The sequence below is a fragment of the Nocardiopsis mangrovi genome (assembly GCF_042653925.1).
Classification (GTDB): Bacteria; Actinomycetota; Actinomycetes; order Streptosporangiales; family Streptosporangiaceae; genus Nocardiopsis_B; species Nocardiopsis_B mangrovi.
The window spans coordinates 22076-47315 of sequence record NZ_JBHSFQ010000037.1 but is presented as its reverse complement, the minus strand read 5'-3'; the positions used below and the strand labels follow the sequence as shown (position 1 = coordinate 47315).

Sequence of the window (25240 nt, the reverse complement as noted above, 5' to 3'; positions counted from 1 at the left end):
CGGACATCGGTGGTCACCCGGCCGATGCGGGGCGGGGCTCGCCGACGGCGGCCAGGTCGCTCCCGCGCGTCTCCCGGGAGGCGAACACCGCCACGAGCGTCAGGACGCCCGCTGCGGCGACGTAGACCGCGATGGGCAGGCTCGACCCGTAGGCGGCGAGCAGCGCGGTGGCGATGAGCGGGGCGACACCGCCCGCGGCGATCGAGGCGAGTTGGTAGCCGATCGACGCGCCCGAGTAGCGCACCCGGGTGCCGAACAGCTCGGAGAAGAAGGCCGCCTGCGGACCGTACATCGCCCCGTGCAGGACCAGGCCGACGGTGGCGGCCAGGGTGACCGAGCCGAACGTGCCGATGTCGATCAGGGGGAAGAACGCGAACCCCCACGCGGCGACCCCCGCGGCGCCGATCGCGATGACCGGCCGCCGCCCCCACGCGTCGGACAGCGCCCCCCACGCGGGGATCGTCACCAGGTGCACCGCCGAGGCGACCAGCACCGCGTTCAGCACCTGCCCGTTGGGCATGCCCGCCTCCTGGGTGGCGTAGACCAGGATGAACGCCGTGATGACGTAGTAGGAGATGTTCTCCGCCATGCGCACGCCCATGGCCACCAGCACCTCGCGCCAGTGGTGCACCAGGACGCCGAGGATGGGCGCGCGCTCGGTCGCGCCCTCGGTCTCCGAGCGCGCCGCCGCCTCCTGGAACACCTTGGACTCGCTGACCGCCAGGCGGATCCACAGGCCGATCAGGACCAGGACGCCCGAGAGCAGGAACGGGATCCGCCACCCCCAGGCCAGGAACGCGCTGTCGGACATGGCGACGGCCAGCACCGCCAGCACCGCGGTCGCCAGCAGGTTCCCGCAGGGGACGCCGGCCTGCGGCCACGCCGCCCAGAACCCCCGATGCCGCGGGGACCCGTGTTCGGAGACCAGCAGGACGGCCCCGCCCCATTCGCCGCCCAGCGCGAACCCCTGGACCACACGCAACAGGGTCAGCAGCAGGGGAGCGGCGACGCCCACCGCGGCGTGGGTGGGCAGCAGGCCGATGGCGAAGGTGGCGCCGCCCATCATCAGCAGGCTGATCACCAGCAGCCGCTTGCGCCCGATGCGGTCGCCGTAGTGGCCGAACACCAGCCCGCCCAGCGGGCGCGCGACGAACCCCACCGCGTAGGTGGTGAACGCCAGCAGGGTGCCGATCAGCGGTTCCGACTCGGGGAAGAACACGTGGTTGAAGACGAGGGCGGCGGCGGACCCGTAGAGGAAGAAGTCGTACCACTCGATGGTGGTGCCGATCAGGCTGGCGGTGACGACCCGGTGGAACGGCGTCGAGCGCTCCGCGCCGCGGCCGGGGCGGGACGCCCGGGGGGTCGGGGGGATCTGGGGCATGGGGCACCGTTTTCCTAGCGGGGCAGGGGTGTGCGGTCCGGCGTGTGCGGAGCCGGTCAGGTCGCGGTCCAGCCACCGTCCATGGTGAGGCTCGAACCGGTGATGCCGCGAGCGTGCGGGGTGCACAGCCACGCCGTGGCCTCGGCCACCTCCTCCGCGTCGACGAGCCGCTTGGCGGCCGAGCGCTCCAGCAGCACCCGGTCGACGACGTCGGCCTCGGACAGGCCGTGCGCCCGCGCCTGGTCGGCGATCTGGCGCTCCACGAGCGGGGTGCGCACGTAGCCGGGGCAGACGCAGTTGCTGGTGACCCCGTGGGGCGCGCCTTCGACCGCGGCCACCTTGCTCAGCCCTTCGAGGGCGTGCTTGGCCGAGACGTAGGCGGACTTGTAGGCGCTGGCGCGCAGGCCGTGGACCGAGGAGATGTTGACGATCCGCCCCCACCCCGCCGCGTACATGTGCGGCAGGCAGCGGCGGATCAGCAGGAAGGGGGCGTGCACCATGAGGGCGTGCATGCGGCGGAACACGTCGGGCGGGAACTCCGCGATCGGGGCGACGTGCTGCACGCCGGCGTTGTTGACGAGCACGTCCACCTCGGCGGGCAGCCCCCGCACCGCCGCGTCGTCGGTCAGGTCGGCCGGGTGCGCGGTGCCGCCGGTCTCGGCGGCGACGTCCGCGAGGGCCCCGGCGTCGACGTCGGTCAGGTGCAGCCGGGCGCCCGCGGCCGCCAGCCGCAGCGCGCACGCGCGCCCGATCCCGCCGGCGGCACCGGTCACCAGGGCCGTCCGGCCCCGCAGGTCCGGCCCGGCGGCGGGGGAGTCCGGGGCCGCGCCGCGGCCGTCAGGGATATCCATGCCCGGAACGGTAAACGCGTGATGTGACCCACGCCATATGTGTCGGCCCCATGTGCGCCGCCGGTCGCATGTGGCGCACCCACATGGCCGGGGGCGGATCGCACGGCGGCCCCGTCCCGCGGCCGACGCGCCGGACGGGGCCGCCGGGGGATACGGCCGCAATGAAAACGATTCTCGGTACTATGCGGGATAACCCACCACGACGACGGAGAACAAGCGTGTCCGACAAGCCCGCGGGATCGGTCCCCCCCGCGACCTCCTCACTGGGTGACTCCCTGGTCAGCGACTGGGAAGCCCGCGACGACCTCCCGCCCGCCGAATGGGGGCGGCCGCGCGGCCCCCGGCGCGTCGCCACGGTGTGGGGTTTCGCGGTGTTCCTCATGGCACTGGCCTTCGGCAACGCCTGGCTCTCCGACGCCCTCACCGGCGACGCCTTCCTCGCCTGGGCCACCATCTTCACCGCGATCAGCCTCCAGGCGCTGCCGTTCCTCGTCTTCGGCGTGGCCCTGTCGGCGGCGCTCACCGCGTTCGTCCCGGCGTCCTTCTACCAGCGGGTGTTCCCCCGCAACACCGCGGCCGCGGTCCCGGTGGCCGGCCTGGCCGGCGCCGTCCTGCCCGGCTGCGAATGCGCGTCGGTGCCGGTCGCCGGCGGCCTGATCAAGCGGGGGGTGGCCCCCGCCGCGGCGCTGACCTTCCTGCTGGCCGCGCCCGCCATCAACCCGGTCGTGCTGGTGGCCACCGCCGTCGCCTTCGCCGGCCAGCCCGAGATGGTGGCCGCCCGCTTCGCGGCCTCGCTGGGCGCGGCGGTGGTGGTCGGCTGGGTCTGGGCGCGCTTCGGCCGCACCGACTGGCTCCGCCCGCCCCGGGTCCACCACGACCCCTCGGCGCCCAAGTGGCGGGTCTTCCAGGAGTCGATGGTGCACGACCTCATGCACGCGGGCGGCTTCCTGATCGTGGGCGGGCTGGCCGCCGCCACGCTGAACGTCATCGTCCCGCGCGAATGGGTGTCCGCGGTCGCCGATCTCCCCGTTGTGTCGGTGCTGGTCCTGGCGCTGCTGGCGATCCTGCTGTCCATCTGCTCCGAGGCCGACGCGTTCGTCGCCATCAGCCTCACCGAGTTCTCGCCCACCGCCAAGCTCGCGTTCCTGGTGGTCGGGCCCATGGTCGACCTCAAGCTCATCGCCTTGCAGGCCGGTACGTTCGGCTGGGGCTTCGTCCGCCGGTTCGTCCCCTTGACCCTCGCCGCGACCCTGGCCTTCAGCTTCCTGATCGGAGGACTGCTCCTGTGAACCGCATCGCGCAGGGCATGGTGCTCGTGCTGCTCGGAACGGCCGCCCTCACCAGCACCGTGTTCACCGACCTCTACCTCAACTACGTGCAGGCGTGGTTCCAGCCGTTCCTGGTCGCCTCCGGCGCCGTGCTCGCGCTCTTGGGCCTGGCGGTGATCGCCTCGGAACTGCGCCTGGTGGTCCGGGGCGAGCAGGGCGCGGACGATGGCGGCCACGGGCACGGGGAGCACGGCGGCCACGACCACGCGACCGCCCCCCGGGTCGCCTGGCTGCTGCTCCTGCCGGTGGTGTCGGTGTTCGTCATCGCGCCGCCGGCGCTCGGCGCCTACACGGCCGAGAACGCCGCCTCCTCCGCGCCGCCGGACGAGTCCGCGTCCGGCGACTTCGACGAACTGGGCGACCCCGCCTCCTCCGCCCCCGTCGAGCTCAAGATCCAGGAGTTCGTCATGCGCGCCTGGACCGACGACGACCGCGCCATGGCGGAGCGCACCATCGAACTCACCGGGTTCGTGGTCCCCCACCCCGATGGTCCCGACGAGGGCTGGTACCTCGCCCGGCTCCAGATGTCGTGCTGCGCGGCCGACGCCATCGTCAACCGCGTGCTGGTCACGGAGTTCCCCGGGACCGAGGAGCCGGAGAAGGACTCCTGGTGGACCGTCCGGGGCACCTGGCAGGAGCCCGCCGGCGACCTCCAGAGCGTGCGCGACCACCGGTTCACCGTCGAGGAGATGACCGCGGTCGAGAACCCGCCCGACCCCTACGAGTGAGCTCCGGGACGGGTCCCCAGGCCGGCCGTTATCCGTGCGGCGACCGCGGCCACCCGGGGGCCCAGTTCGCGTACCCGGGCGACCGGGAGCCCGCGCGGCGACGCCGCCACGCCGACCGCCGCCACGGGCTCGCGGTCGTGGTCGAACACCGGAGCCGCCACACAGCGCACCCCGGGGTCGTTCTCGCGGTCCGCCACGGCGTATCCGCGCCGGCGGACCCGCCGCAGCTCGGCCCGGAACGCGTCGGGGTCGGTGATCGTCTTCGCGGTCGCGCGGGCCAGGCCGGATCGGAGCACGTCGTCCACCAGATCCGGCGGGCCGAACGCCAGGATCGCCTTGCCCGCCGCTGAGCGGTGGACGGGTATCCGCAGCCCGGCCGGCGTCCGCGGTGCCGCCGCGGCGCCCGCTGTCAGGGCGCAGACGGCGTCGCGGCCCTCCAGCACCACCAGGTGGCAGGCGTGCCCGGTGCACCGCGCCAGCTCGCGCAGGTGCCGTGCCGCCACCGACCGCAGATCGAGCTGGTCGAGGTAGGCCAACCCGAGTGCCAGCGCCGCGGGCCCCAGCCGGAACCGGCCCGTCCGCCGGTCGCGGACGAGCAGGCCGGTCTCCAGCAGTGGGGCGGCCAACCGCAGGACCGAGCTCTTGCTCACGCCGACCGCTTCGGCGAGCAGGGTCAGCGTGACCTGGCCCTCCCCGCCCGAGCGCGCGCACGTATTCCAGGATCGCCAGGGCGCGGCGCAGCGAGATCGACGCGTTGCGCCGGGACCCCGGAGGCCCCTCGGCCGGACCCGCCACGCTCACCGCGCCACCGCCCGCCCTCTACTGAAAGGTTCCTTTTCAGTATTGTGCGGCCCGGGACGCGGGCACACCAGCCGTCCCCCGGAGCGGGGGACGGCCGGTGCGGGCGGGGGTCAGAACCCGAACACGCCGTCGGTGCTGTCGGCGGCGATGCAGGGGTTGGCGAACTCCTCGGTGTAGTCGACGGTTTCGCCGTCCCACCGGCCCGAGGCGCGGACCGTGACGGGGCGGTACTCCATCGTGCAGACCTGCCCGCGCGTGGGAAGGTCGGCGAAGCGTCCGCCGACGGCCTCAAGGGACGTGCAGGAGGAATCGGCCTCCGGGTGCGAGCCCCCGCTGGGGTTGCAGTCGAGCGTGACCGCCGACCGGTCGCCCCCGGAGTCCTTGCCGGTCTCCATCGATAGTTGGAGGGTCGCGCCGGGGCTCTCGTGCGCCTGCGCGCCCGCGGGTGCGACCAGCGTGCCGGCGCCCACCGCCAGCAGGGTCGCGATCATGGCCGACGTCCGCTGCTTCCGCATGTTCTCTCCTGGTGTGTCATGGGCGATGATCCAATACCAGGAGTCATTAAATCGTGACGGAGCGTCGTGTGTGCTGGTTTCGGGGGAAATCCACGCGGCGTGTGTCGGGGTGTCGCTCGAAGGCGTTAGGATAATGATAATCATTTTCATCATCCTCGCCCTCTCCTCTCATTGGAGGTTCCGCCGATGACCACGGCCCTGCCCGCACGGGTGGCGCTGGTCGCCGGGCTGCATCCCGAGGCCCGGACACGCGCCGTCGACCGCCTGCTGCTCGCCGACCCCGGCGCCATCGCCGTCCACCACGACCTCAGCCGGATCACCGAAGGCCGCGTCGAACGGGTCGTCCGCGACCGCTGGGGCGAGGTCGACCGCGTCCCGGTCGACCTCGTCCACGCCTGTGCCTCCTGCACCCTGCGCGAGGACCTCCTCCCGCTGCTCTGCCGGCTCGCCGAGACCGGCGGGTACGGCCTCCACATCGTCGAGTCCTGGGACGGCGTGGAGCCCAGGCTCATCGCCGAGGCGCTCACCCGCACCGTCGTCGACGGCCGCCCCGTCACCCACTGGCTCCGCCTCGCCGCGGTCATCACCGCCGTCGCCGCCGACCGGCTCGTGGCCGACCTCTCCAGTACCGACGACATGGCCGGCCGGGGGCTCGCCATCGCCACCGCCGACGACCGCACGGTCGCCGAGGTCCTGGCCCAGCAGATCGAGTACCCCACCGCGCTCGCCCTTTACGGCGCCGCGCGCGACGCGGCGGTGGGCGCCCAGTGCGCCGCGGTGCTCGCCCAGCTCAACCCGGCCGCCGCCGTCGTGTCCGTCGAGCGCGCCCCGCTCATCGACCTCACCGGCGGCCGCTTCGACACCGACGCCGCCGCGGCGCGCATGGACCCCGCCACCGCCCAGCCGCCCGACCACTGCGAGATGGGCGACGTCCGGACGGTCACCTGGCGCCGGTCCCGGCCGATGCACCCCGCGCGGCTGCACGCGGCGCTCGACGACGTCGTGGGCGCCTCCCTGCGCAGCCGCGGCCGGTTCTGGCTGGCCAGCCACCCCGACACGCTGCTGGTGTGGGACGCGGCGGGCACGTCGCTGGCCGTGCAGCCGGCCGGCCCCTGGCTGGCCTCGCTGCCCGACGCCGCCTGGGACCTGGTCTCCGACCAGCGCCGGGCCGCCGCCTCCCTCGACTGGTCCGACGGATGCGGCGACCGCTGCCAGTGCATCTCCTTCACCGGCGTGGGCCTCGACACCGACCGGCTGGTCGGCCTGCTCGACTCCTGCCTGCTCACCGAGGAGGAGATCGCCGCCGGGGCCGCGGCCGACCGCGCCGACGACCCCTTCGCCGACGTCCTCGGCCCCGCCGCCTGAGCACGCCGCCCCCACTCCTCCCCGCGCCCCGGCCGACGCATTCTTGGAACGCACCTGACCTTGCCCTTCCCGATTCCCGGGAAGGATGCCGGGGCATCGGTCGCACGCGGGGAGCTGGAGGCCAATGGCGCAGCGGAGGCGGTTTCGACCCTGGTCGATCCGCGCACGCGTGACGACGGGATCGGTGATCCTGATCGCCATCTTCGTCGCCTTGGCCTTTACGACCACCTCTGTCGTGGGCCGGCGCACGACAGAGCGCGAACTGATCGACCGGGCATCGGAGAGCGCGCGTGCCGTCATCGACGAGGCGCGTGACAAGCGCTTCCCCGGCGCCATCCCGCCGCAGAACGGCGTGGTGCGGTTCCAGATCGTGGACCAGAAGCGCCGCGTCGTCGCGGAGAGCGCCGTCATGGACCACTCGCCGCCGATGAGCGACCTCAACCCCAGGGGCAGGGACTCCCAGGTGGAGAGCGGCTATTGCATCGGCAACGGCGAGGACTGCTACACGGTCGTGGGCATCCACACGACTGCGACCGCCTACGGCGACGTCGTCGTCTACGCCGCCACCCGCCAGCCCACCCTCCTCACCGGCCACACCCTGGAGATCCTGCTGGGGGTGTTCGGAATCGGGCTGCTGGGGGCGGCGAGCTGGCTGACCTGGGTGGGGGTGGGGCGCACCCTGCGCCCGGTCGAGCGCATCCGCGCCGATCTGGAGCGATTCAGCGCCTCCGAGCCCGGCCACCGGCTGACGGTGCCCGATTCCCAAGACGAGCTGGCCGACCTCGCCCGCACCGGGAACGAGACCCTGGACCGGCTGGAGTCCTCCCTCGCCCGCCAGCGCAGCTTCGTCTCCGACGCCTCGCACGAACTGCGCAACCCCATCGCGGGGCTGCGCACACGGCTGGAGGTGGAGCTGGAGGACCCCGGCGGCGGCGACCCGCGGGAGGCGCTGGCGGACGCGCTGGCCGACGTCGAACGGCTCCAGCGCATCGTCGGCGACCTGCTGGAGCTCGCCCGGATCGACGCCGACGTCGCCACCGAGCGCACGTCGGTCGATCTCGGTGTGCTCGCCGCCGATGAGGCCGCCCGGTCCGACGAGGGCCCCGGGGTCCGGGTGGACGCCGAGCCGCGGGTCGTCGTGGAGGGCAACCGCCTGCGGCTGGTCCGGCTGCTCGACAACCTCCTGGTCAACGCCCGCCGGCACGCCGAGGGACGGGTCACCGTGGTGGTGCGCTCGCGGGAGGGCCGGTCGGTGCTGGAGGTCCACGACGACGGCAACGGGATCGCGCCCGAGGAGCGCGAGCGGGTGTTCGAGCGGTTCGCCCGGCTGGAGGAGTCGCGCGAACGCGATCCGGAGGGCAGCGGGCTGGGGCTGGCCATCTGCCGGGAGATCGCGATCGCGCACGGCGGCACGCTGACCGCGGGGGAGAGCCCTCTCCTCGGCGGCGCCGTGATGACCCTGACCCTCCCGCCCGCCGACGACGGCGGCCGCTGACCGCGCTGCTCCGCGGGCCCCGCCGGTGTACGTGCGGAGTGCTCCGTGCGGCGCCGCCCTTTGCGGCGCCGATTCCGCTAGCGTGAGGCTCACCATTGACGTGCGGAGATGCCACATGGCCCAGGGCAGGTCCGAGGAGAGCGGCCGGGGAGACGGCAGCGGGGGCGGTGACCGCGGCGAAGAGGCGGCGGCCCCGGGACCCCGGGCGCACGCCCCTGCGGAGACCGGGGAGCACCCCGGTGTGCCGGCCGCGTCGGTGATGGCCGCGGCCGAGCACCGGGCCCAGCGGACCCCGTTCCCGGGGACCGGCCGGCTGAACTACTTCACCCTCGGGTTCACCGGGGCGCTGGGCGTGCTGACGGCGTGGCTGCTGGTGCAGGCGCTCATCGGGGCCCAGGGCCTGTTCGTCAACATCCTCGTCGCGCTCTTCCTGGCCGTGGGCCTCAACCCGGTGATCGAGTCCCTGCACCGGCGGGGGCTGCCCCGTTGGGCGGCGATCCTCACCGTCTGCGTGGCGCTGATCGCGTTCGTCACCGGGTTCGTGTGGACGCTCGTGCCACCGCTGACACAGCAGTTCGGCGAGTTCATCGCCAACGCGCCCGACTACGTCCGGCGGCTGGGCGACAACCGGTTCCTGGGCGACCTGGAGCGGCGCTTCCACGTGCTGGAGCAGGCCCAGCAGTTCGTCTCCAGCGCCGACTTCGGGCAGCGCGTGTTCGGCGGGGTCTTCGGCTTCGGCCAGGCCGTGCTGAACTCGCTCATCGCGACCTTCACCGTGCTCGTCCTGACGCTGTTCTTCATGGCATCGCTGCCGGGCATCACCGAGGTGGCCTACCGGCTGGTGCCGCGCTCGCGGCGGGCGCGGGTGCGCGAGCTGGGCGATGAGATCATCGCCCGGGTCGGCGGCTACATCGGGGGGCAGCTGCTGGTCGCGCTCATCGGCGGGGTGGTCGCACTGGTGTTCCTGACCGCGATCGGCTCCGGATACGCCCTCACCCTGGCCCTGGTGGTCGCGGTGACCGCGCTGATCCCGCTGATCGGCACCACCATCGGCGCGCTCGCGGCCACCCTGGCGGTGGGGCTGGGGGACCTGCGCCTCGGCGCGGTGACCCTGGTGTTCTTCCTCGTCTACCAGCAGATCGAGAGCTACGTCATCGCGCCGCGCGTGATGCGCCGCTCGGTCGACGTCGCACCCACGGTGACCATCACCGCCGCGCTGCTGGGGGGCGCGCTGCTGGGCCTGGTGGGGGCGCTGATCGCCATCCCGGTCGCGGCGGCCGTGACCCTGGTGCTCAAGCAGGTCGTCTTCCCGCGCCTCGACGAGCGCTGAGGCGCGGCGTCCCCTGTTCTGTGCGACTTGCCCGCTTGCTTAGGTAAGGTTAACCTTCGTAAGGTTTGCTTGTCCTATCCAACGGCGTCGGCACCGTGTCCGGCGTCCGCGCGGCCGACCCCCGTCCCTCCCCCAACCACCTGACCAGTGCGGAAAAGAGGCCGATCGGTGTTCCACCAGCGCGCCGCGACACCCGACCCGGACGCGGCCGACCTGCTCGCCGCCTACCGGCCCGGGGCATCCTTCTTCGCCTCCCCACACGGGGCGTTCCTCGGCCACGGCGCCCTCGCCGCCGTCGACGACCTCGGCGACGCCGTGGCCGTGCTCCGCGAGACCCGCGCCGACGGCGGCACGCCCCCCATCGCCATCGGCGCCATCCCCTTCGACGGCGCCGCTCCCGGCCGCATCGTGGTCCCCGAGGTCCTGCGCCGCGCCCCCGCCCTCGCGTCCGGGCACCGCTCCGGCCGCGGACAGCGGCCCCTGCCGGGCCCGTGGTCCGCCCGGCCCGTCCCCGGCCCCGCCGACCACGTCGCCGGGGTCGAGCGGATCCTCGAGCTCCTCGCCGACGCCGATACCGGCGACGGCCTGCGCAAGGTGGTGCTGGCCCGGTCGCTGCGGCTCACCGGGCCCGGGACCGTGGACGTGCCGCAGCTGCTGCGCAACCTCGCCTGGCGCGACCCTTCGGGCTTCACCTTCGCCGTGGACCTGCCCGCGGACGGCCCGGGCGCGCGCACCCTCATCGGCGCCAGCCCCGAGCTGCTCGTCGCCAAGAAGGGAGCCGCCGTCACCGCCAACCCGCTGGCCGGGTCCGCGCAGCGCAGCGCCGACCCCACCAAGGACCAGCGGCGCGCCGTGGCGCTCCTCGCCTCGGACAAGGACCGCTACGAGCACGCCGTCGTCGTCGACGCCGTCGCCGACGGCCTCCGGCCCTTCTGCCGGTCGCTGCGCGTCCCCCCGGAGCCCGAACTCGTCCGCACCGCCACCATGTGGCACCTGTCCACCCGGATCTCGGGGGAGCTGCACGACCCCGCGACGCCGTCGGCGCACCTGGCCCGCGCCCTGCACCCCACCCCGGCCGTGTGCGGCACCCCCACGGCCGACGCCCGCGACGCCATCGCCGCCACCGAGCCGTTCGACCGCGGCTTCTACACGGGGGCCGTCGGGCACACGGACGCCCGCGGCGACGGCGAATGGGTGGTCACCATCCGGTGCGCCGATGTCGCCGGCGACACGCTCGACCTGTTCGCGGGCGGCGGCATCGTCACCGGGTCCGATCCCGAGGCCGAACTCGCCGAGACCTCGGCCAAGCTGCGCACCCTGCTGCTCGCGCTCGGCATCAACCAGTCCTTCTGACGCGCACGCCGGCCGACGCACCACCCACCGAAAGGACGAACGTGACCTCCACGCCGCAGCCTCCGCCCTCCCACGACATCGTCGGGATCGGATTCGGGCCCTCCAACGTCGCGCTGGCCATCGGCCTGCGCGAACAGCGGGAGCGCGCCGCGGCCGACCCCGCCGTCCCCGCCGTGAGCGGGGTGTTCCACGAGCGCCAGGAGCACTTCGGCTGGCACCGCGGGATGCTGCTGGACGACGCCACCATGCAGGTGTCGTTCCTCAAGGACCTGGTCACCACGCGCAACCCGGCCAGCGACTTCAGCTTCCTGTGCTACCTGAGCTCGGTGGGCCGGCTGCACGACTTCATCAACCACAAGACCCTGTTCCCGCTGCGCACCGAATTCCACGACTACCTCGCCTGGTGCGCCGGCCGGGTCGCCGACCAGGTGCGCTACTCCTCCGAGGTGGTCGCGGTCGAGCCCGTCCGCGACGCCGCCGGCCGGGTCGCCCAGCTCGACGTCGTCACCCGGCGGGCCGACGGCTCACTGGAGCGCAGCCGCGGACGCAACCTCGTGTTCGCCCCCGGGCTGTCCCCGCGCCTGCCCGACGGCGTCACCGCGGGCGAGCGGGTCTGGCACAGCGAGTACCTGCTGCACCGCCTGGGCGAACTCGACCCGGGCGCCGCGCCGCGCAGGTTCGTGGTCGTGGGCGCGGGGCAGAGCGCCGCCGAGGTCGCCGACCACCTGTACCGGCGCTTCCCCGGAGCGGAGGTCAACGCAGTGTTCTCCCGCTACGGCTACAGCCCCTCCGACGACAGCCCGTTCGCCAACCGCATCTTCGACCCCGAGGCCGTCGACACCTACTTCGACTCCTCGGCCGACGTCCGGGCCGAGATCATGGGCTACCACCGCAACACCAACTACTCCGTGGTCGACCCCGACCTCATCGACGCCCTGTACCGGGCCTCCTACCAGGACAAGGTGAACGGGCAGGAGCGGCTGCGGCTGCACAACACCTCCCGGGTCGCCGGCGTGAACGAGCGCCCTGACGGCGTGACCGTCACCGTCGAGCACCTGCCCAGCGGCAAGCAGACCCCCATCGAGGCCGACTACGCGGTCTTCGCCACCGGCTACCGCCCGGGCGACCCCCGCGACCTCCTCGGCGACCTCGCCGGCCACGTCGTCACCGACCCCCAGGGGCGGCCCGCCGTCGAACGCGACTACCGGCTGGCCACCAGCGACGAGCTCACCTGCGGCATCTACCTCCAGGGCGGGACCGAGCACACCCACGGCATCTCGTCCTCGCTGCTGTCCAACGTCGCCGTCCGGGTCGGCCTGATCCTCGACGCCGTCGCCGCCCGCCTGCCGAGCGCCGCCACCGTTCCGGCGCAGGGCCGCTAGAGTACGGCCGATCCCACGGAACCAGAATTCGGAGTGCCGGTATGACCAACCCGTTCGACGACGCTGAGGGCGCCTTCCTGGTCCTGGCCAACGACGAAGAGCAGTGCTCGCTGTGGCCGGAGTTCGTCGCGGTCCCCGAGGGCTGGCGGACGGTCCACGGGCCGGCCGGCCGGGCCGACGCCCTGGAGTACGTCGAGACCCACTGGACCGATTTGCGCCCGGCGAGCCTGCGCGCCGCCGCCGGCGGCGCCTGAGCCGCCCCGGTCCGCGCGGCGGGGCGGTCCGGTCGGGCCACCCCGCCGGTTCCCCGGCCCGAGGGCCGGGGTCATGATGGAGGTGCACGGAACCCCTGACGGGGTCTGTAGACACGTCCCAGCACAGACCGAGGATGAAGCACGTGCGTCGCACACTGTTCAACGGCAAGATCCACCGGGCCACGGTGACCCACGCCGACCTGCACTACGTCGGCTCCATCACGATCGACGCCGACCTCATGGAGGCGGCGGACCTGGTCGAGGGGGAGCAGGTCCACGTGGTCGACATCGACAACGGGAACCGGCTGGTCACCTATACGATCGCCGGCGAGCGGGGCAGCGGGGTGATCGGCGTCAACGGCGCCGCCGCCCACCTGGTGAGCCCCGGCCACCTGGTGATCATCATGTCCTACGTCGAGGTCGACGACGCCGAGCGGGCCGCGCACCGGCCCAAGGTGGTGCACGTCGACCCGGCCAACCGGATCGTGCACCTGGGAGACGACCCCGCGGAGCCGGTACCGGGCTCCGGTCTGGATTCCGGGCGCACCGCCGCGCCCGTGTCCAGCGGTGGACGGTGACCACATCCGGCCCGATCGTGGAGTGAGCCGCCGGGGTATGCACCATTCGCAATGGATGGTGACGACCACGAGCGGCGCAGCGTCGCGGCCCACATCGAGTGGCAGAAACAGGACATGTGGCTGGTCCTGTGGGGCTGCTACACGCGCCGCTACTGGGCCTTCGCGCGTTGGCCGCTCCCGCCCGGCGGAGCGGTGGTCTCCGCGCACGACCCCGACGGCCTGTACGCCGAGATGCGCCGGGTCGAGCGGGAGCACGGCTTCCTCAGGTGGCGCTACGGCGGGGGCTGACCCCCGCCGCGGCGGAGGCCGGGCCGCGGGTCAGGGGGCCAGCGCCGGGTTGCGCAGCCACTCCCGGAGTTCGGCGCGGCGGTCGGTGTCGCTCTTGAGCGGGCACGTGGTGCAGTACCCGTGCTCAGGGTCGCCTTTGTAGTCGAAGCAGCAGGTGCCGCGGACCGCCCAGGTGCCGCGCGGGTGGCCGGCGCAGAAGGGGAACAGCCGGGGGCGGGCGCGGGTGACCGCGCCCGCGCGCACCAGGGCGTCGCCCAGGCGGTCGGCGCGGTCCCACGCCGCCTCGGCGTCGCGGCCCAGGAACCGCGCGGGGTTGAGCATGTAGAAGTGCAGGGTGTCGAGCACCCAGCCCCACAGGGTGCGCAGGCCCACGCGCGTGTGGGCGTGGACGGCGTGGATGACGGGCGTGAAGGCCGCGACCAGGTGTTCGGCGGCGATGCGGTCCAGGGCGTCGTCGTCGGCGACCACGACGGAGTCGGGGTGGCCGGCCGCGGGGTCGCCGGGCAGGACGGCCGTGCGCGGGCTGGTGATCATGGGGGTGCCGAAGCCGATGTTGGACAGCCACGGGAACCACAGGTGCCGCCGCTCCAGGAGCGCCGCGCGGCCGGTGAGGTAGATCCCCGCGGAGACCATGAAGATGGGCTCGCGCAGCAGCGCTCTGAGGAAGTGGGTGGCGGCGGGCAGCCGGTGTCCGGGGCCGTGGTGGGCCGTGATCTGGTCGAAGAGCGCACCGACCGTGTCCTCGGCGACCATGAGGTCGGCGCGGTAGTAGTGCTCGGTGCCCGGGTGCTCACGGCGCACGACGAGGTCGCCGGCCAGGATATCGGGCAGGGGCGCGAACTTCAGCGGCGCGCAGGCGTCGACGACGGCCTGCAATGGTGCCTGAGCCACGGCCATCTCTGCTTCAGCCAACCTTCCCGAGCCGCGTGCGGCGGCAGGTGTCGTGGACGGGGGCGTGTGCAGCGGCGGTTCCGCCGGCCGCGTGCGGCCCCGCGGGGCATCGCCGGAAGATCGCCATCCCGTTAGATGAGGCTACCCTAATGGCTCGCGCCGCCGCAAAGGGCCGGCGCGGGTGCGCCGCAGCCACCGTTCGGCCAGCATCAGGTTGACGACCCAGCTCAGCCATACCGAGGCGCCCACGGCGGCCTGGAGCATCAGCTCCTCGTCGCCGCCGTAGAGCGTGTCGAGTGCGGGGGAGGCGACGGCGAAACAGATCACCAGCCACGCCCGGTTGGCGACGATCGACCAGGCGAGGGCGAAGCTGCGCACCATCCACGCGCGGTGGTCGGCGAACCGCTTGGCGCGGGCGGCCCGGTAGCCGGCGAGCGTGCACCCGAACCACAGCAGTGCGAGCAGCGCGTTTCCGGTGTGCTGGGCCGGTCCCATGGCGCCGAGCGGCGAGACGGCCAGGGCAAGGAGCGCCGCCGGCAGCGCGGCCGCGACGTAGGCGCGCCCGCTCCACCGGTGCACGTGCGGCCGGTGGCGGCGCAGCCGCGGCCACACCTGCAGGCACGAGGCCGCCAGGACCACCGAGCCGAGCAGGATGTGCGCCACGAGGGCCGGGTAGTGCCACGGGACGTCGGCGCGCGGGGCGACCCGGGACTGGCCGGGGTCGAACGTCAGGTACGGCGGGAGCGAGACGGCGAGGAACGCCGCGCACACGACCGCCAGGGGCAGGACCCAGGGGCGGCGCCACCACACGACGGGGGTGCGGCGGCGCGGTCCCGGTTCCGGCCGGGCGGGTGCGGATGGCATGGAGGGCTCCTTGCGGTCGGTGGGGTGGCGATCGGGTGGCCGGGTGCGGGCCGCGCCCACCGATCTGTGTATGTCATACACTTGATGTGTAATACATACACAGTTCTAAACTGGGCGTCAACCGAGCGATGGGTGGGCGATGGCAGGCGTGAACGACGGCACCGGCGGGCGGGCGCGCACCGTCGAGCTGCTCTGGGGCACCACGGCGCGCGCCTCGCGCGGGCCGCGGCCCAAGCTGAGCCTCGGCGGGATCGCGCGGGCCGCCATCGGCATCGCCGACGCGGAAGGGCTCGACGCCGTCTCCATGCAGCGCGTCGCGAAGGAACTCGGCTACACCACCATGTCGCTCTACCGCCACGTCCCGGCGAAAGAGCAGCTCATCCAGGTCATGGTCGACACCGCGGTCGACCGCGCGCCCGATGTCGGCCACATCGAGGGCTGGCGGGCGCAACTGGAGGCCGTGGCCCGCTCACTGCTGGCCACCTACCAGCGGCACCCCTGGGTCCTGGAGGCGCACGCTCCGGGACCGCCGGTCGGCCCCGGCGGGCTGAGCTGGCTGGAGGCCGGGCTCGGCCCGCTGTCCCGCGCCGGCCTGGAGCCCGAAGAGGCCCTGGGCGCCATGCTCTTCCTCGACGGCGCGCTGCGCGGCCTGGCCCGGCTGGGGGCGGACATGAGCCGGACGCGCCGGCAGGCCGGGATCAGCGCGGACCAGGCCGACCGCGACTACGCCGACACCCTGCGCGGGGTGGTCACCGATGACGCGTTCCCGGTGCTGGCCGGCCTGGTGCGCGACGGGGTGTTCGACCCTCCCGCCGCGGACGCGGCGGCGGGCGGCGACATGGACGCCGACGTCGAATTCGGCCTCCAGCGCCTGCTCGACGGCATCCACGCGCACACCCGCCGCTCCGCGGCGGGATGAGGGCTCAGCTCAGCAGCGCCAGATGGTGGCGCACCAGAGCGCGCAGCACCGCCGCCACCGTCTCGGGCGCGGCCCCCGTCCCCTCGGCGAGCTCGGCGGCCGTCGCCGAGCGGAGCCGGGCGAGTTCGGAGATCACCGGCCCCGCCGCGGCCGGGAACCGGTAGCGGCTGCCCGAGACCGTGATCGCGACCTGGTCGCCCTCGCGCTCCAGCGGCGGGGCGACGATCGGCACGAATTCCGCCCGGGTGCCGGGGCCGGGCTCGGCGTCGCCGACCGCCCACTCCAGGGAGAACGACTGCCGCCGCGGGAACCGGTCCGCCCGCTCGGCCAGCGCGTCGTCCACGCCGTGCCGCTCGGCCGCCTCCACCAGGTGCCGGAGCAGCTCGCGGTGGTGGGCGCTACGCTCCTCGCCGGTGGCGGCGCGCGGCAGGTCGCGGCGGAGGAACTCGACCTCGTGCAGCCGGTCCAGCACCGACCGCGCCCAGTCGATCCCGGTCGCGCGGGTGAAGCCGAAGGTGAGGTGCATGCTGACGTCGCCGGTGCCGGTGACGGTGTGCCACCACCCCCGGGGCACGTGCAGCACCTGGCCCGGGCGCAGCACTCCCTCCCACACCGTCCCCTCCGGGGCGGTGTGGCCGTGGTCGGCGTCGACCTTCATCGGGTAGGGGCGGGTGCCCTGCCCGTGCACCTGCCACGCCTTGGTCCCCCGGACCTGCACGATGAAGGTGTCGTGGTCGTCCCAGTGGGTGTCGAAGCCGTGGGAGTCGCCCCAGATCAGGTAGAGGTTCACCTGGGCCCGCTCGCGGACCAGCCGCATCAGGTCGTCGGCGGCCTCGCGGACGGGCGGGTGCAGGCGGTCGATCCCGTCGAGCACCAGGCTCGCGCCGTCGCGCAGCTCCCGGTAGAGCGCGTCGGGGCGCAGGAGCCGGCGGGCCGCGCCCGACGTCTCGCCCGGTTCGGTGTAGCGCGCGGCGGGAACGGGGCTGCCCTTGCGGTGCAGCCGGATTCGCGGCGGCTCCAGCGGACGCGTGGCGAGGATGTCGTCGAGGGCGTCGAACGTCAGGAGCCCGCCCACGGTGTCGGGGCCGAGGTCGGCGAACAGCACCTCCGACGACAGGCGCGCGTCGAGCCGGTCGGCGCCGATGGCCGCGCGCAGCGTCTCGGTGAACAGGCGGTCGGTCACAGGGGCCTCCACAACGGCGAAGGGCCGCCGGAGGCGCGAAGCCCCTCCGGCGACCGTCGACACGCGGTCGACTGGGTGTGTCGGAATCAGATGAAGTCGGAGCTGGAGTCCGTGCCGTCGTTGTCGCCGCCCGCGGTGGTGTCCCGCGACGTCACCGCGGCCAGGTCCTCGACCTCGACCTCGATCGGGTCCATGAGTGATCACCTCTCTTTCTGTTGGGGAGTGGACCGGCCCGTGCGGGCTCAGCGCCCCGGGGCCAGCCCCGTTCGCGCGGCCGCGAACGCGTGCGCGTCGGCCGCGAGCTCGATCGCCTTGGTCACGGCGCGCGGCCCGTGCCCCACGTCGTGCTCGTAGCGCAACAGGACGGGCGCGCCGCCGGGTGCGGCGGCGGCCTGGAGCGCCGCGCACATCTTGCGCGGATGCGCGGCGTCGGTGCGGGTGTCGCCGTGGAACCCGGTGAGCAGTACCGCGGGGTAGGACCGGCCCCGGCCCTCCAGAGCGGCGTGGTAGGGGGAGTAGGCCATGAGCGCCGCGAAGTCGCCGGGGTCGGCGGCGGTGCCGAACTCCCGGGTCCACATCGGCCCCAGGCCCAGCCGTTCGAACCGCGCCATGTCGGCCAGGGGCGCCGACGCGATCACCGACCCGGCCACATCGGGGCGCAGCACCGCCGCGGCCAGGACCAGGAGGCCCCCCGCGGAGCCGCCCGACAGGCACAGCTGCGCACGCGAGCAGGCGCCTTCGGCCACGAGCGTGTCGGCCGCCGCGACGAGGTCCTGCACCGCGCGGATCTTGTTGCGGCGGGCGCCGCGCAGGTGCCAGTCGCGCCCGGCGTCGCCGCCGCCGCGCACGTGGGCGACCGCGTAGCGCCCGCCCGCCCGCAGCCAGGCGAGCACGGTGGCGCTGAACCCGAACTGCCGCGGGCGGCCGAACCCGCCGTAGGCGTGCAGGATGGTCGGGCCGGGGCCGTCGGGGCCGAAGACGGTCACCGGGACGCGGGTGCCGTCGGCGGAGCGGCACGCGGTGGTGCGCCGGCGCACCGGCCGCGCGGCGGGGGAGGAGCCGCCGCCGGGCCAGGGGCGGGGGCGGCCGCCGCCCGGGGGCAGCAGGTGGACGGTCTGCTGGGTGGCGACATCGGCGTAGCAGAAGTGCGCGGCGCCGTCGGCCCCCGACTCCAGGCGGGTGACCATGCCCTCGCCCGGCAGCGCTATGCTGCGCGGCGCCGACCCGCCCGCGGGGTCATGGGCGGTCAGCTCGCTGATCCCCAGCCTGGTGCGGACCACCAGCAGCTCCGCGGATCCGGGGTGCCCGGCGGCGGCGAAGCCGTCGAGCGTCGCCCCGGGGTCCTCGGCCACCGCCTCGCGCCACCCCGCGGGGGAGGGGGCGGCGGGATCGGCGGCGCAGATGCGGCGGCGCGGCGCGCCCAGGGTGGTGCGCAGGTACAGGACGCCGTCGGGACCGATGTCGGCGTCGGTCTCCGCGTCGACGCCCTCCTGCACGGTGCGCCACGACGGGGCGGCCGGGTCGCCGGCCCGCAGGTCGGCGATCCACAGGTCGTTGCGGTGGCCGGTGCCGTGGCTCTCCGTCACCAGCAGCCACCGGTCGCGCAGCACCCGCACCCCGGGCACCGTGCGCGGGCCGCGGCACGCGCGGACGAAGACGTCGGTGCGCGGCGGTCGGCCGCGGGAGACCCGGTGCAGCCACACGCCGCGGCGGCCGTCGCCGTCGTCGCGCCGCACGTAGTAGAACGAGGCGGGATCGCCGCCGAGCCACGCGACGTGGGAGTAGCGCACCCCCGGGATCGGCTCCTCGACCGGCAGCCCCGAATCGGTGGCGAGCACGCGCAGGGCGCCGCGCTCGGTGCCGCCGGTGGACGTCTGCACCGCCACGCACCGGCCGTCGGAGCTGGGCTCCCAGGCGTCGAGCGTGGTGCGCCCGGTGGGGTCGAACACCGCGGGGTCGAAGACGACGCGCGCCCGTGCGCCGTCGACGGTCACCAGCACCGGATGGTCGGCCCCGGCGGGCCTGCGCGTGGCGAAGACCGTGCCGCCGCGCCGGACCGGCGGCGACCACAGGTCGGCCGCCACCAGGTGCCGGATATCGGACGCCAGCGCCCCGCGCAGCGGCCACCCCGCCGCCGCCCGCGCGAACTCCCGCGACCGGTCGCCCAGCCAGCGCCGCGTGGCGGCGGAATCGGGCGCCTCCAGCCATCGGAAGGGGTCGGCCACGACCCTGCCGTGCAGGGTGTCCACCACTGAGGGGCCGCCGTCCTGAGGGCGGGCCGTGGGCCGGGGGGAGGCCGGACTCACCTCGGGTCGGACCGTCGGCTGAGGGGGACGGGGGCGTAACCAGGCGTTCCTTGAGGCACGGTCACATCCTCGAAGTGCGTGTTACCGGCGGTCAAGTAACTCCTGACTTACCGGTAAGGCCGCGAGTGTGACGCAACGGTGAGGTTTCGGTCCGGTCACCCCGGCCGCGGGAACGGCCGCCGCGCGCGCCGCGCCCTCCGGTCCGCGCCGGGGGTCAGAGCGCCAGGAGCGGGGCGGCGTCGTGGGCCGTGACCTCCACCGGGCCCGGGGTGAGCGCCGCGAGGGCCGCGCGGTAGCCGGGGCCGGCGTCGAGGTCGGTCAGCCACACGTGCCCGGGGGCATCGGGGAGGTTCCACGCCGTTACCCGGGCGGGCCGGTCGGGGGCGTTGACCGCCACATTGGCCAGCCCGCCCGACAGGCCGTCGCCGGTCGACTTCAGGAGGGCCTCCTTGCGCGCCCAGTACCCGAAGAACCCGGCGGCGCGGCCGGCGTCGGGCAGCGCCGCCAGGTCCGCGCGCTCCGGGCCGGTCAGCGCGTACTCGGCCAGGCCGTCGATGTCGCGGGAGCCGGTGACCTCCTCCACGTCGACGCCGATCTGCACGCCGCGGGCCAGCGCCACCACGACCCGCGCGCCGGAGTGGCTGATGGAGATCTCCAGCCCTTCGGCCGCGCCGGCCGGCCGTGGCTTGCCGTGGGGGCCGGGGCGCGGATCGGGCCGCCGTTCGCAGCCGCGGCAGTGCAGGGTGAAGGCCACGTCGCGCGGGTCGCACCCCGCGGCGCGGCCCACGGTGAGCCGGGCCAGCGCGTGCGCCACGGCGTAGCGGTCGCGGTCGGCCCGCACCCGGAAGCGCGCGTGCCGTTCGCGTTCGGCATCGTCGAGGAGTCCCAGCAGGGCCCCGGTCGCCTGTCCGGGCCCGGCCCACCACACATCACAGTTCACGGGGGTCACCGTCACATTGTGGCCGGACGAGGGGGCGACCACCAGGCCGCCCCCTGTTCCGGCCCGAACACATGGGCCCGCCCAGGCATAATCCGCACCGCCACGGGGCATTCGTCTATCGACCTCATCGCACGGGGCGCCGGGCGGCCCGCAGCGCCGGTGCAGGTCAGCCCGCTCATCAGGGAGGCCCCCCATGTCGGTCATGATGATGTTCGGAACCGCCGTCGTGATCCTCTTCGCCCTGCTCGTCGCGGTCTTCATCGCGGCACTGGTCAAGGGGTCGGCTCCCGACCCCGGTGAAGAGCCCGCCGACGACGCCGCGATCGACGCGGCCTTCCAGGCGCACGGAGTGCATTTCAGCTGACGCTCTCCGCTCTATCATCGGAGCGCAGCGGCCCGCACCGAGATGGAGTTCTCTCATGACCGACGACACCAGGCCGGCGTTCGCGGCCGAGCGCAGAGAGCGCATCCTGGAACTGGTGCGCACCAACGGTGCCATGGCGCTGCGCGACATCGCCTCCCGGGTCCGGGCCTCGGAGGTCACCGTGCGCCGCGATGTCCGCGCCCTGGAGGCCGACGGGCTCATCGACCGCAGGCGGGGCGGTGCGGCGCTGCCCGGCCACCTGGGCCACGAGCAGAGCTACGCGCAGAAGAGCGGGCAGGCCGCCCCGGAGAAGCTCGCCATCGCCGCCGCTGCGGCGCGGCTGGTCATCGACGGCGACGCCATCGTCCTGGGGCCGGGCAGCACCACCGAGGCCCTGGCGCGCGAGCTCACCGGCCGGCAGAACCTCACCGTGGTGACCAACTCGCTGCCGGTGGCCGACGTCCTCGCCTCGGCGCCGGGGGTCGAGGTCGTCATGACCGGCGGGACCCTGCGCGGGACCATCCGGGCGCTCGTGGGCACCGCCGCCGAGCAGGCGCTGTCCGGGCTGCGGGTGCGCCAGGCGTTCGTCTCGGGCAACGGTGTGACGGCCGACCGCGGGCTGAGCACCCCCAACCCGGCCGTCGCCAGCGTCGACCGCGCGCTGGTGGCCTGCGCCGAAGAGGTGATCGTGCTGGCCGACCACACCAAGGTCGGCGCCGACACCATGGTGCAGACGGTGCCGCCCGAGCACATCGCCCACCTGATCACCGACAACCACGCCGACCCCGAGGTCCTGATGACCCTGGAGGACATGGGGACACTGGTGCACGTGGCGGTGCTGGAAGTCGATCGCGGGGAGTGACCACCGGCCCTGGCAGGGGCGTGTGAGCGCACAGTACGCTACGTGGATCGTCCGCGATGCCGAGAAGATCCCTTTTCTGGAGGCCGCCTACATGCCGACCCCGGTGACCCTGCCCGACCCCTGGTCGAGGTCGAAGGTGAGCGTCGTCATCCCGACCTACAACGAGGCCGAGAACCTGCTCGTTGTCGTCGGGCAGGTCTTGGCGCTGGAGCTGCCCGGGCTGCGCGTGGTCATCGTGGACGACAACTCCCCCGACGGCACCGGCGACATCGCCGACAAGCTCGCCGCGGACAACGGCGGCGAGGACGGCCGCGTCTCGGTCGTCCACCGCACCGCGAAGGACGGCCTGGGCCGCGCCTACATCGCGGGGATGACCCGGGCCCTCGACGACGGCGCCGACTACGTCGTGCAGATGGACGCCGACCTCAGCCACCCGCCCGGCTACATCCCGCAGCTCCTCGGCACCATGCTGGCCACGGGCGCGGGCGTGGTGATCGGCAGCCGCTACGTCCCCGGCGGCAGCCTCTCCGACCACTGGGGACTGCGCCGCCGGCTCCTCAGCGGCTGGGCCAACGCCTACGTCAAGGCGATCCTGTCGATGCCGGTGCGCGACGTCACCGCGGGCTTCAAGATCTGGCGCCGCACGGCCCTCGACGCCCTCGACCTCGCCGAGGTGCGCAGCACCGGCTACAGCTTCCAGGTCGAGATGCACTTCCGCGCCTACCGCCGCGGCCAGAAGATCGTGGAGATCCCCATCCACTTCGAGGACCGGCAGGAGGGCGCCAGCAAGATGGACCTCGCCGAGCAGGTGGAGTCGGCGCTGCGCCCCTTCCGCCTGCGCCGCGACGAGCGCGGCGCCGCCCGCCGCCGCTGACCCCGCCGGTCAGGGCCCTTCCAGTACCACCGCCCGGTCGCGCAGCACGGTGTCGGCGATCCGCTCGGCCAGGCGCTCGCACTGGGCGCCGATGCGGTCGACGGTGGTGCCGGCGTGCCCCCGGCGCACCGGGCCCACCGCGAAGACCCTGCGCGCCACCCCGCCCCCGGGCAGGAGCAGCGCGCCGCGGGAGCAGGTCGTGATCCCGTCCGTCCCGGCCCCGGGGAAGCCCGGGATGTGCGGCGGGGGCGCGAGGCGGGGGTCGCCGGTGGCCACGATCGCGGCCGCCGCGTCGATGCGCCCTCCTCCGGCCAGGTCCACGGCCACGCCGCCGGACGCGGCAGCGATCCGCAGGACCCTGCCCGTGGACGTGGCGACCTCCGCGTGCGGGGCCGCCCATCGCGCGGTCCCGGCGAGCGCCGCGGCCAGGTAGTCGCCGTAGACCCCGCGCGGCAGCCGGGTCTCGGGCCCGCAGGCGAGGCCGCCGCCGCGCGCCCAGTCCATGAGGTGGCAGGGCTGGTCCGGCAGCACCGACATGGCCTTGGCCGGTGCGTCCAGCAGGCGGGTGTCACCCGGCGGGTACCCCGGCCCCCGGGCGTGCCGGCCGTGCTCGTCGACCAGGACGATCCGGTAGCCCAGCCGCAGCCAGGTGGTCGCCCGCAGCAGGGCGATCGCCGCCACGGCCGCGCTCGGCCCGCCGCCCGCGCACACGATGGTCGGCCTCCGGCGGCCGGCGGTGTCCGCCCCTTGTCGCATGGCCACCACGATAGAACTTTCAGCCGCTCCCGGGGGGCGGTCGGCCGGCGGTCGACCCGGGGCAGGACCGCAGCGGCGGATCCGCCACCCCGCAGAACATCGGGCCCGGCTCCGCCCCGCCGGGCGGCGCGGCCGGGCGCCCCGTGTCCTTGCGCAGGAAGGCCAGGGCCGCCAGGCCGGCCAGCACCGCCAGCCCGGCCAGGATGAGCATCGCGGGACCGAACCCGCCCTTGATCCCCGCCGGGCCCGCCACGCCCGCCGCCACCGGCACGGCCGCGACCCCGATCAGCTGGGCGGCCCGGGCCAGCGTGTTGTTGACGCCCGAGGCCAGGCCCGCGTGGCGCTCGGGGGCCGAGGCGAGCACCGTCGCCGTCAGCGGCGCCACCGCCGTGGCCAGTCCCAGCCCCACGAGCAGCACCCCCGGGAAGACACCCGTCAGGTAGGACATGCCCGGCTGGAGCAGGGAGAGCAGCACCAGCCCGGCCGCCACCAGCAGCGGACCGACCGTGAGCTGCGGGCGCGGGCCCAGCCGCACCCCGAGCTTGCCCGACCGGCTCGACAGCAGGAGCATCAGGATCGTGATCGGCAGCGAGGCCGCCCCGGCGAGGATCGCGGAGTAGCCCAGCCCCTCCTGCAGGTAGATCACCAGCAGGAACAGCAGCGGCCCCAGGGCACCGTAGAGGGCGATGGTGACCAGGTTGGTCACCGAGAACCGGGTCGACCGGAAGATGTCCAGCGGCAGCATCGGCCGCGAGCTGCGCAGCTCCACGACCACGAAGCCGATCATGGCCGCGGCGCCCACCGCGCCGCTCGCGGCGACGCTCCACACGGGGGCGCCCGACGTAGACCCCGACTCGATGAGGGCGAACGTCACCCCGGCGAGCCCCACCATGCCCAGCACCGCACCGGCGTAGTCCATCCGGCGGGGCGCCTGCTCGTCGCGCGACTCCGGCACGTGCCGCCAGGTGATCAGCAGCACGATCACCGCCAGCGGCAGGTTGATGAGGAAGATCAGCCGCCAGGACCCGGTGTCGACCAGGTAGCCGCCGACGAACGGGCCGACCGCCGCGGCCACGCCCGTGAGCCCCGACCAGGCGCCGATGGCGCGTGCCCGGTCGCGCTCGCAGAACGACGCCTGGAGGATCGCCAGGCTGCCCGGCGTCAGCAGCGCCCCGCCCACGCCCTGGAGCACCCGCCCCGCGATCAGCCACGTGATGTCGGGCGCGGCCGTGCACAGCGCCGAGGCGAGGGCGAACCACACCACCCCCAGGGAGAACATGCGCGCCCGCCCGAAGCGGTCGCTCAGCGAGCCGCTGAGCAGGATGAGCGACGACAGGGTGACCATGTAGCCGTTGGCGATCCACTGGAGCCCGGCGACACCGGTGCCCAGCTCCCTGCCGATCTCGGGCAGCGCCACGTTGACCACGGTCGAGTCCAGGAACGCCATGCCCGACCCCAGGACGGTTGCCCCCAGCATCCACCGCCCCGCCGGGGTCCCCCACTCCACGTCCCCGGCCGGCACCGCCGCGGCCCGGCGGATGCGCATGCGGCTCATCTGCACACTCCTCGCCATCGGGCCCCCGCCGACCCGCCCTGCCAGCAACAGTACGGCGCGGACGGCCGCTACCGGCC

The 25240-nt window shown here is 74.3% G+C and carries 25 protein-coding genes; 14 read left to right on the top strand and 11 right to left on the bottom strand.

Going from position 1 to position 25240, the window contains the following annotated elements:
• Nucleotides 1-13 precede the first annotated feature (13 nt).
• On the bottom strand, nucleotides 14-1381 hold the full coding sequence (locus ACFO4E_RS26480; protein WP_378579360.1) for an MFS transporter: 1368 nt from the start codon (nucleotides 1379-1381) through the stop codon (nucleotides 14-16).
• 56 nt (nucleotides 1382-1437) lie between these two features.
• Entirely contained in the window at nucleotides 1438-2232 is a 795-nt protein-coding gene (locus ACFO4E_RS26475) for a 3-hydroxybutyrate dehydrogenase (protein WP_378579358.1), read from the bottom strand.
• A gap of 218 nt (nucleotides 2233-2450) precedes the next feature.
• Here ACFO4E_RS26475 and ACFO4E_RS26470 point away from each other — a divergent pair, with 218 nt between their 5' ends.
• Nucleotides 2451-3521 (top strand): permease, encoded by a 1071-nt coding sequence (locus ACFO4E_RS26470; protein WP_378579356.1) that lies wholly within the window; start codon nucleotides 2451-2453, stop codon nucleotides 3519-3521.
• The gene (locus ACFO4E_RS26465; RefSeq protein WP_378579354.1) at nucleotides 3518-4288 is read left to right on the top strand and encodes a TIGR03943 family putative permease subunit; all 771 of its coding nucleotides are present in this window, start codon (nucleotides 3518-3520) and stop codon (nucleotides 4286-4288) included. Before ACFO4E_RS26470 ends, ACFO4E_RS26465 begins: the two co-directional genes overlap by 4 nt.
• Here ACFO4E_RS26465 and ACFO4E_RS26460 read toward each other — a convergent pair.
• Both ACFO4E_RS26460 and ACFO4E_RS26455 read right to left on the bottom strand, forming a co-directional pair.
• On the bottom strand, nucleotides 4279-4938 hold the full coding sequence (locus ACFO4E_RS26460) for an IclR family transcriptional regulator (protein ID WP_378579352.1): 660 nt from the start codon (nucleotides 4936-4938) through the stop codon (nucleotides 4279-4281). The two genes, ACFO4E_RS26465 and ACFO4E_RS26460, sit on opposite strands and share 10 nt — an antisense overlap.
• A gap of 261 nt (nucleotides 4939-5199) precedes the next feature.
• Complete coding sequence (locus ACFO4E_RS26455; RefSeq protein WP_378579349.1) at nucleotides 5200-5604, bottom strand: SSI family serine proteinase inhibitor; 405 nt, start codon at nucleotides 5602-5604, stop codon at nucleotides 5200-5202.
• Nucleotides 5605-5790: 186 nt separating this feature from the next.
• On the opposite strand from ACFO4E_RS26455, the gene ACFO4E_RS26450 reads away from it, so the two are divergent.
• From ACFO4E_RS26450 to ACFO4E_RS26415, 8 genes are all read left to right on the top strand, one after another.
• Nucleotides 5791-6969 (top strand): CobW family GTP-binding protein, encoded by a 1179-nt coding sequence (locus ACFO4E_RS26450; RefSeq protein WP_378579347.1) that lies wholly within the window; start codon nucleotides 5791-5793, stop codon nucleotides 6967-6969.
• 169 nt (nucleotides 6970-7138) lie between these two features.
• A complete protein-coding gene (locus ACFO4E_RS26445; RefSeq protein ID WP_378579345.1) occupies nucleotides 7139-8464 on the top strand; it encodes a sensor histidine kinase in 1326 nt (441 codons plus the stop codon).
• Nucleotides 8465-8579: 115 nt separating this feature from the next.
• A complete protein-coding gene (locus ACFO4E_RS26440) occupies nucleotides 8580-9794 on the top strand; it encodes an AI-2E family transporter (RefSeq protein ID WP_378579343.1) in 1215 nt (404 codons plus the stop codon).
• Between the two features lie 168 nt (nucleotides 9795-9962).
• The gene (locus tag ACFO4E_RS26435; RefSeq protein ID WP_378579341.1) at nucleotides 9963-11147 is read left to right on the top strand and encodes an isochorismate synthase; all 1185 of its coding nucleotides are present in this window, start codon (nucleotides 9963-9965) and stop codon (nucleotides 11145-11147) included.
• A 41-nt stretch (nucleotides 11148-11188) separates the two neighbouring features.
• Entirely contained in the window at nucleotides 11189-12529 is a 1341-nt protein-coding gene (locus ACFO4E_RS26430; RefSeq protein WP_378579338.1) for a lysine N(6)-hydroxylase/L-ornithine N(5)-oxygenase family protein, read from the top strand.
• Nucleotides 12530-12570: 41 nt separating this feature from the next.
• Nucleotides 12571-12783 carry an MbtH family protein gene (locus tag ACFO4E_RS26425; protein WP_378579333.1) on the top strand — a complete coding sequence of 71 codons (213 nt, stop codon included), beginning with the start codon at nucleotides 12571-12573 and terminating at the stop codon, nucleotides 12781-12783.
• 143 nt (nucleotides 12784-12926) lie between these two features.
• Nucleotides 12927-13361, top strand: coding sequence for an aspartate 1-decarboxylase (gene panD / locus ACFO4E_RS26420; protein WP_378579328.1), 435 nt, complete (start codon nucleotides 12927-12929; stop codon nucleotides 13359-13361).
• Nucleotides 13362-13412: 51 nt separating this feature from the next.
• Complete coding sequence (locus ACFO4E_RS26415) at nucleotides 13413-13649, top strand: hypothetical protein (protein ID WP_378579324.1); 237 nt, start codon at nucleotides 13413-13415, stop codon at nucleotides 13647-13649.
• 30 nt (nucleotides 13650-13679) lie between these two features.
• Here ACFO4E_RS26415 and ACFO4E_RS26410 read toward each other — a convergent pair whose 3' ends face one another.
• Entirely contained in the window at nucleotides 13680-14546 is an 867-nt protein-coding gene (locus ACFO4E_RS26410) for a (2Fe-2S)-binding protein (RefSeq protein ID WP_378579322.1), read from the bottom strand.
• Between the two features lie 135 nt (nucleotides 14547-14681).
• Entirely contained in the window at nucleotides 14682-15404 is a 723-nt protein-coding gene (locus ACFO4E_RS26405) for a DUF2306 domain-containing protein (protein ID WP_378579319.1), read from the bottom strand.
• A gap of 139 nt (nucleotides 15405-15543) precedes the next feature.
• On the opposite strand from ACFO4E_RS26405, the gene ACFO4E_RS26400 reads away from it, so the two are divergent.
• Entirely contained in the window at nucleotides 15544-16323 is a 780-nt protein-coding gene (locus ACFO4E_RS26400; RefSeq protein ID WP_378579317.1) for a TetR/AcrR family transcriptional regulator, read from the top strand.
• Nucleotides 16324-16327: 4 nt separating this feature from the next.
• On the opposite strand, the gene ACFO4E_RS26395 is transcribed toward ACFO4E_RS26400, so the two are convergent.
• The 3 genes from ACFO4E_RS26395 to ACFO4E_RS26385 all read right to left on the bottom strand — a co-directional run bounded on the left by ACFO4E_RS26395 (nucleotide 16328) and on the right by ACFO4E_RS26385 (nucleotide 20761).
• Nucleotides 16328-17506, bottom strand: coding sequence for a JmjC domain-containing protein (locus tag ACFO4E_RS26395; RefSeq protein ID WP_378579315.1), 1179 nt, complete (start codon nucleotides 17504-17506; stop codon nucleotides 16328-16330).
• 242 nt (nucleotides 17507-17748) lie between these two features.
• Nucleotides 17749-19758: a prolyl oligopeptidase family serine peptidase gene (locus ACFO4E_RS26390; protein WP_378579313.1), complete on the bottom strand. Its 2010-nt coding sequence runs from the start codon at nucleotides 19756-19758 to the stop codon at nucleotides 17749-17751.
• A gap of 268 nt (nucleotides 19759-20026) precedes the next feature.
• Entirely contained in the window at nucleotides 20027-20761 is a 735-nt protein-coding gene (locus tag ACFO4E_RS26385) for a 4'-phosphopantetheinyl transferase family protein (RefSeq protein WP_378579310.1), read from the bottom strand.
• 184 nt (nucleotides 20762-20945) lie between these two features.
• On the opposite strand from ACFO4E_RS26385, the gene ACFO4E_RS26380 reads away from it, so the two are divergent.
• The 3 genes from ACFO4E_RS26380 to ACFO4E_RS26370 all read left to right on the top strand — a co-directional run bounded on the left by ACFO4E_RS26380 (nucleotide 20946) and on the right by ACFO4E_RS26370 (nucleotide 22852).
• Nucleotides 20946-21116: a hypothetical protein gene (locus ACFO4E_RS26380; protein ID WP_378579308.1), complete on the top strand. Its 171-nt coding sequence runs from the start codon at nucleotides 20946-20948 to the stop codon at nucleotides 21114-21116.
• 55 nt (nucleotides 21117-21171) lie between these two features.
• Nucleotides 21172-21978: a DeoR/GlpR family DNA-binding transcription regulator gene (locus ACFO4E_RS26375; RefSeq protein ID WP_378579306.1), complete on the top strand. Its 807-nt coding sequence runs from the start codon at nucleotides 21172-21174 to the stop codon at nucleotides 21976-21978.
• A gap of 91 nt (nucleotides 21979-22069) precedes the next feature.
• Nucleotides 22070-22852 (top strand): polyprenol monophosphomannose synthase, encoded by a 783-nt coding sequence (locus ACFO4E_RS26370; RefSeq protein WP_378579401.1) that lies wholly within the window; start codon nucleotides 22070-22072, stop codon nucleotides 22850-22852.
• A gap of 9 nt (nucleotides 22853-22861) precedes the next feature.
• On the opposite strand, the gene ACFO4E_RS26365 is transcribed toward ACFO4E_RS26370, so the two are convergent.
• Together ACFO4E_RS26365 and ACFO4E_RS26360 are read right to left on the bottom strand one after the other, a co-directional pair.
• Nucleotides 22862-23608, bottom strand: coding sequence for an FAD/NAD(P)-binding protein (locus ACFO4E_RS26365; RefSeq protein WP_378579304.1), 747 nt, complete (start codon nucleotides 23606-23608; stop codon nucleotides 22862-22864).
• A 19-nt stretch (nucleotides 23609-23627) separates the two neighbouring features.
• Nucleotides 23628-25154 (bottom strand): DHA2 family efflux MFS transporter permease subunit, encoded by a 1527-nt coding sequence (locus ACFO4E_RS26360; protein ID WP_378579398.1) that lies wholly within the window; start codon nucleotides 25152-25154, stop codon nucleotides 23628-23630.
• Nucleotides 25155-25240 lie beyond the last annotated feature (86 nt).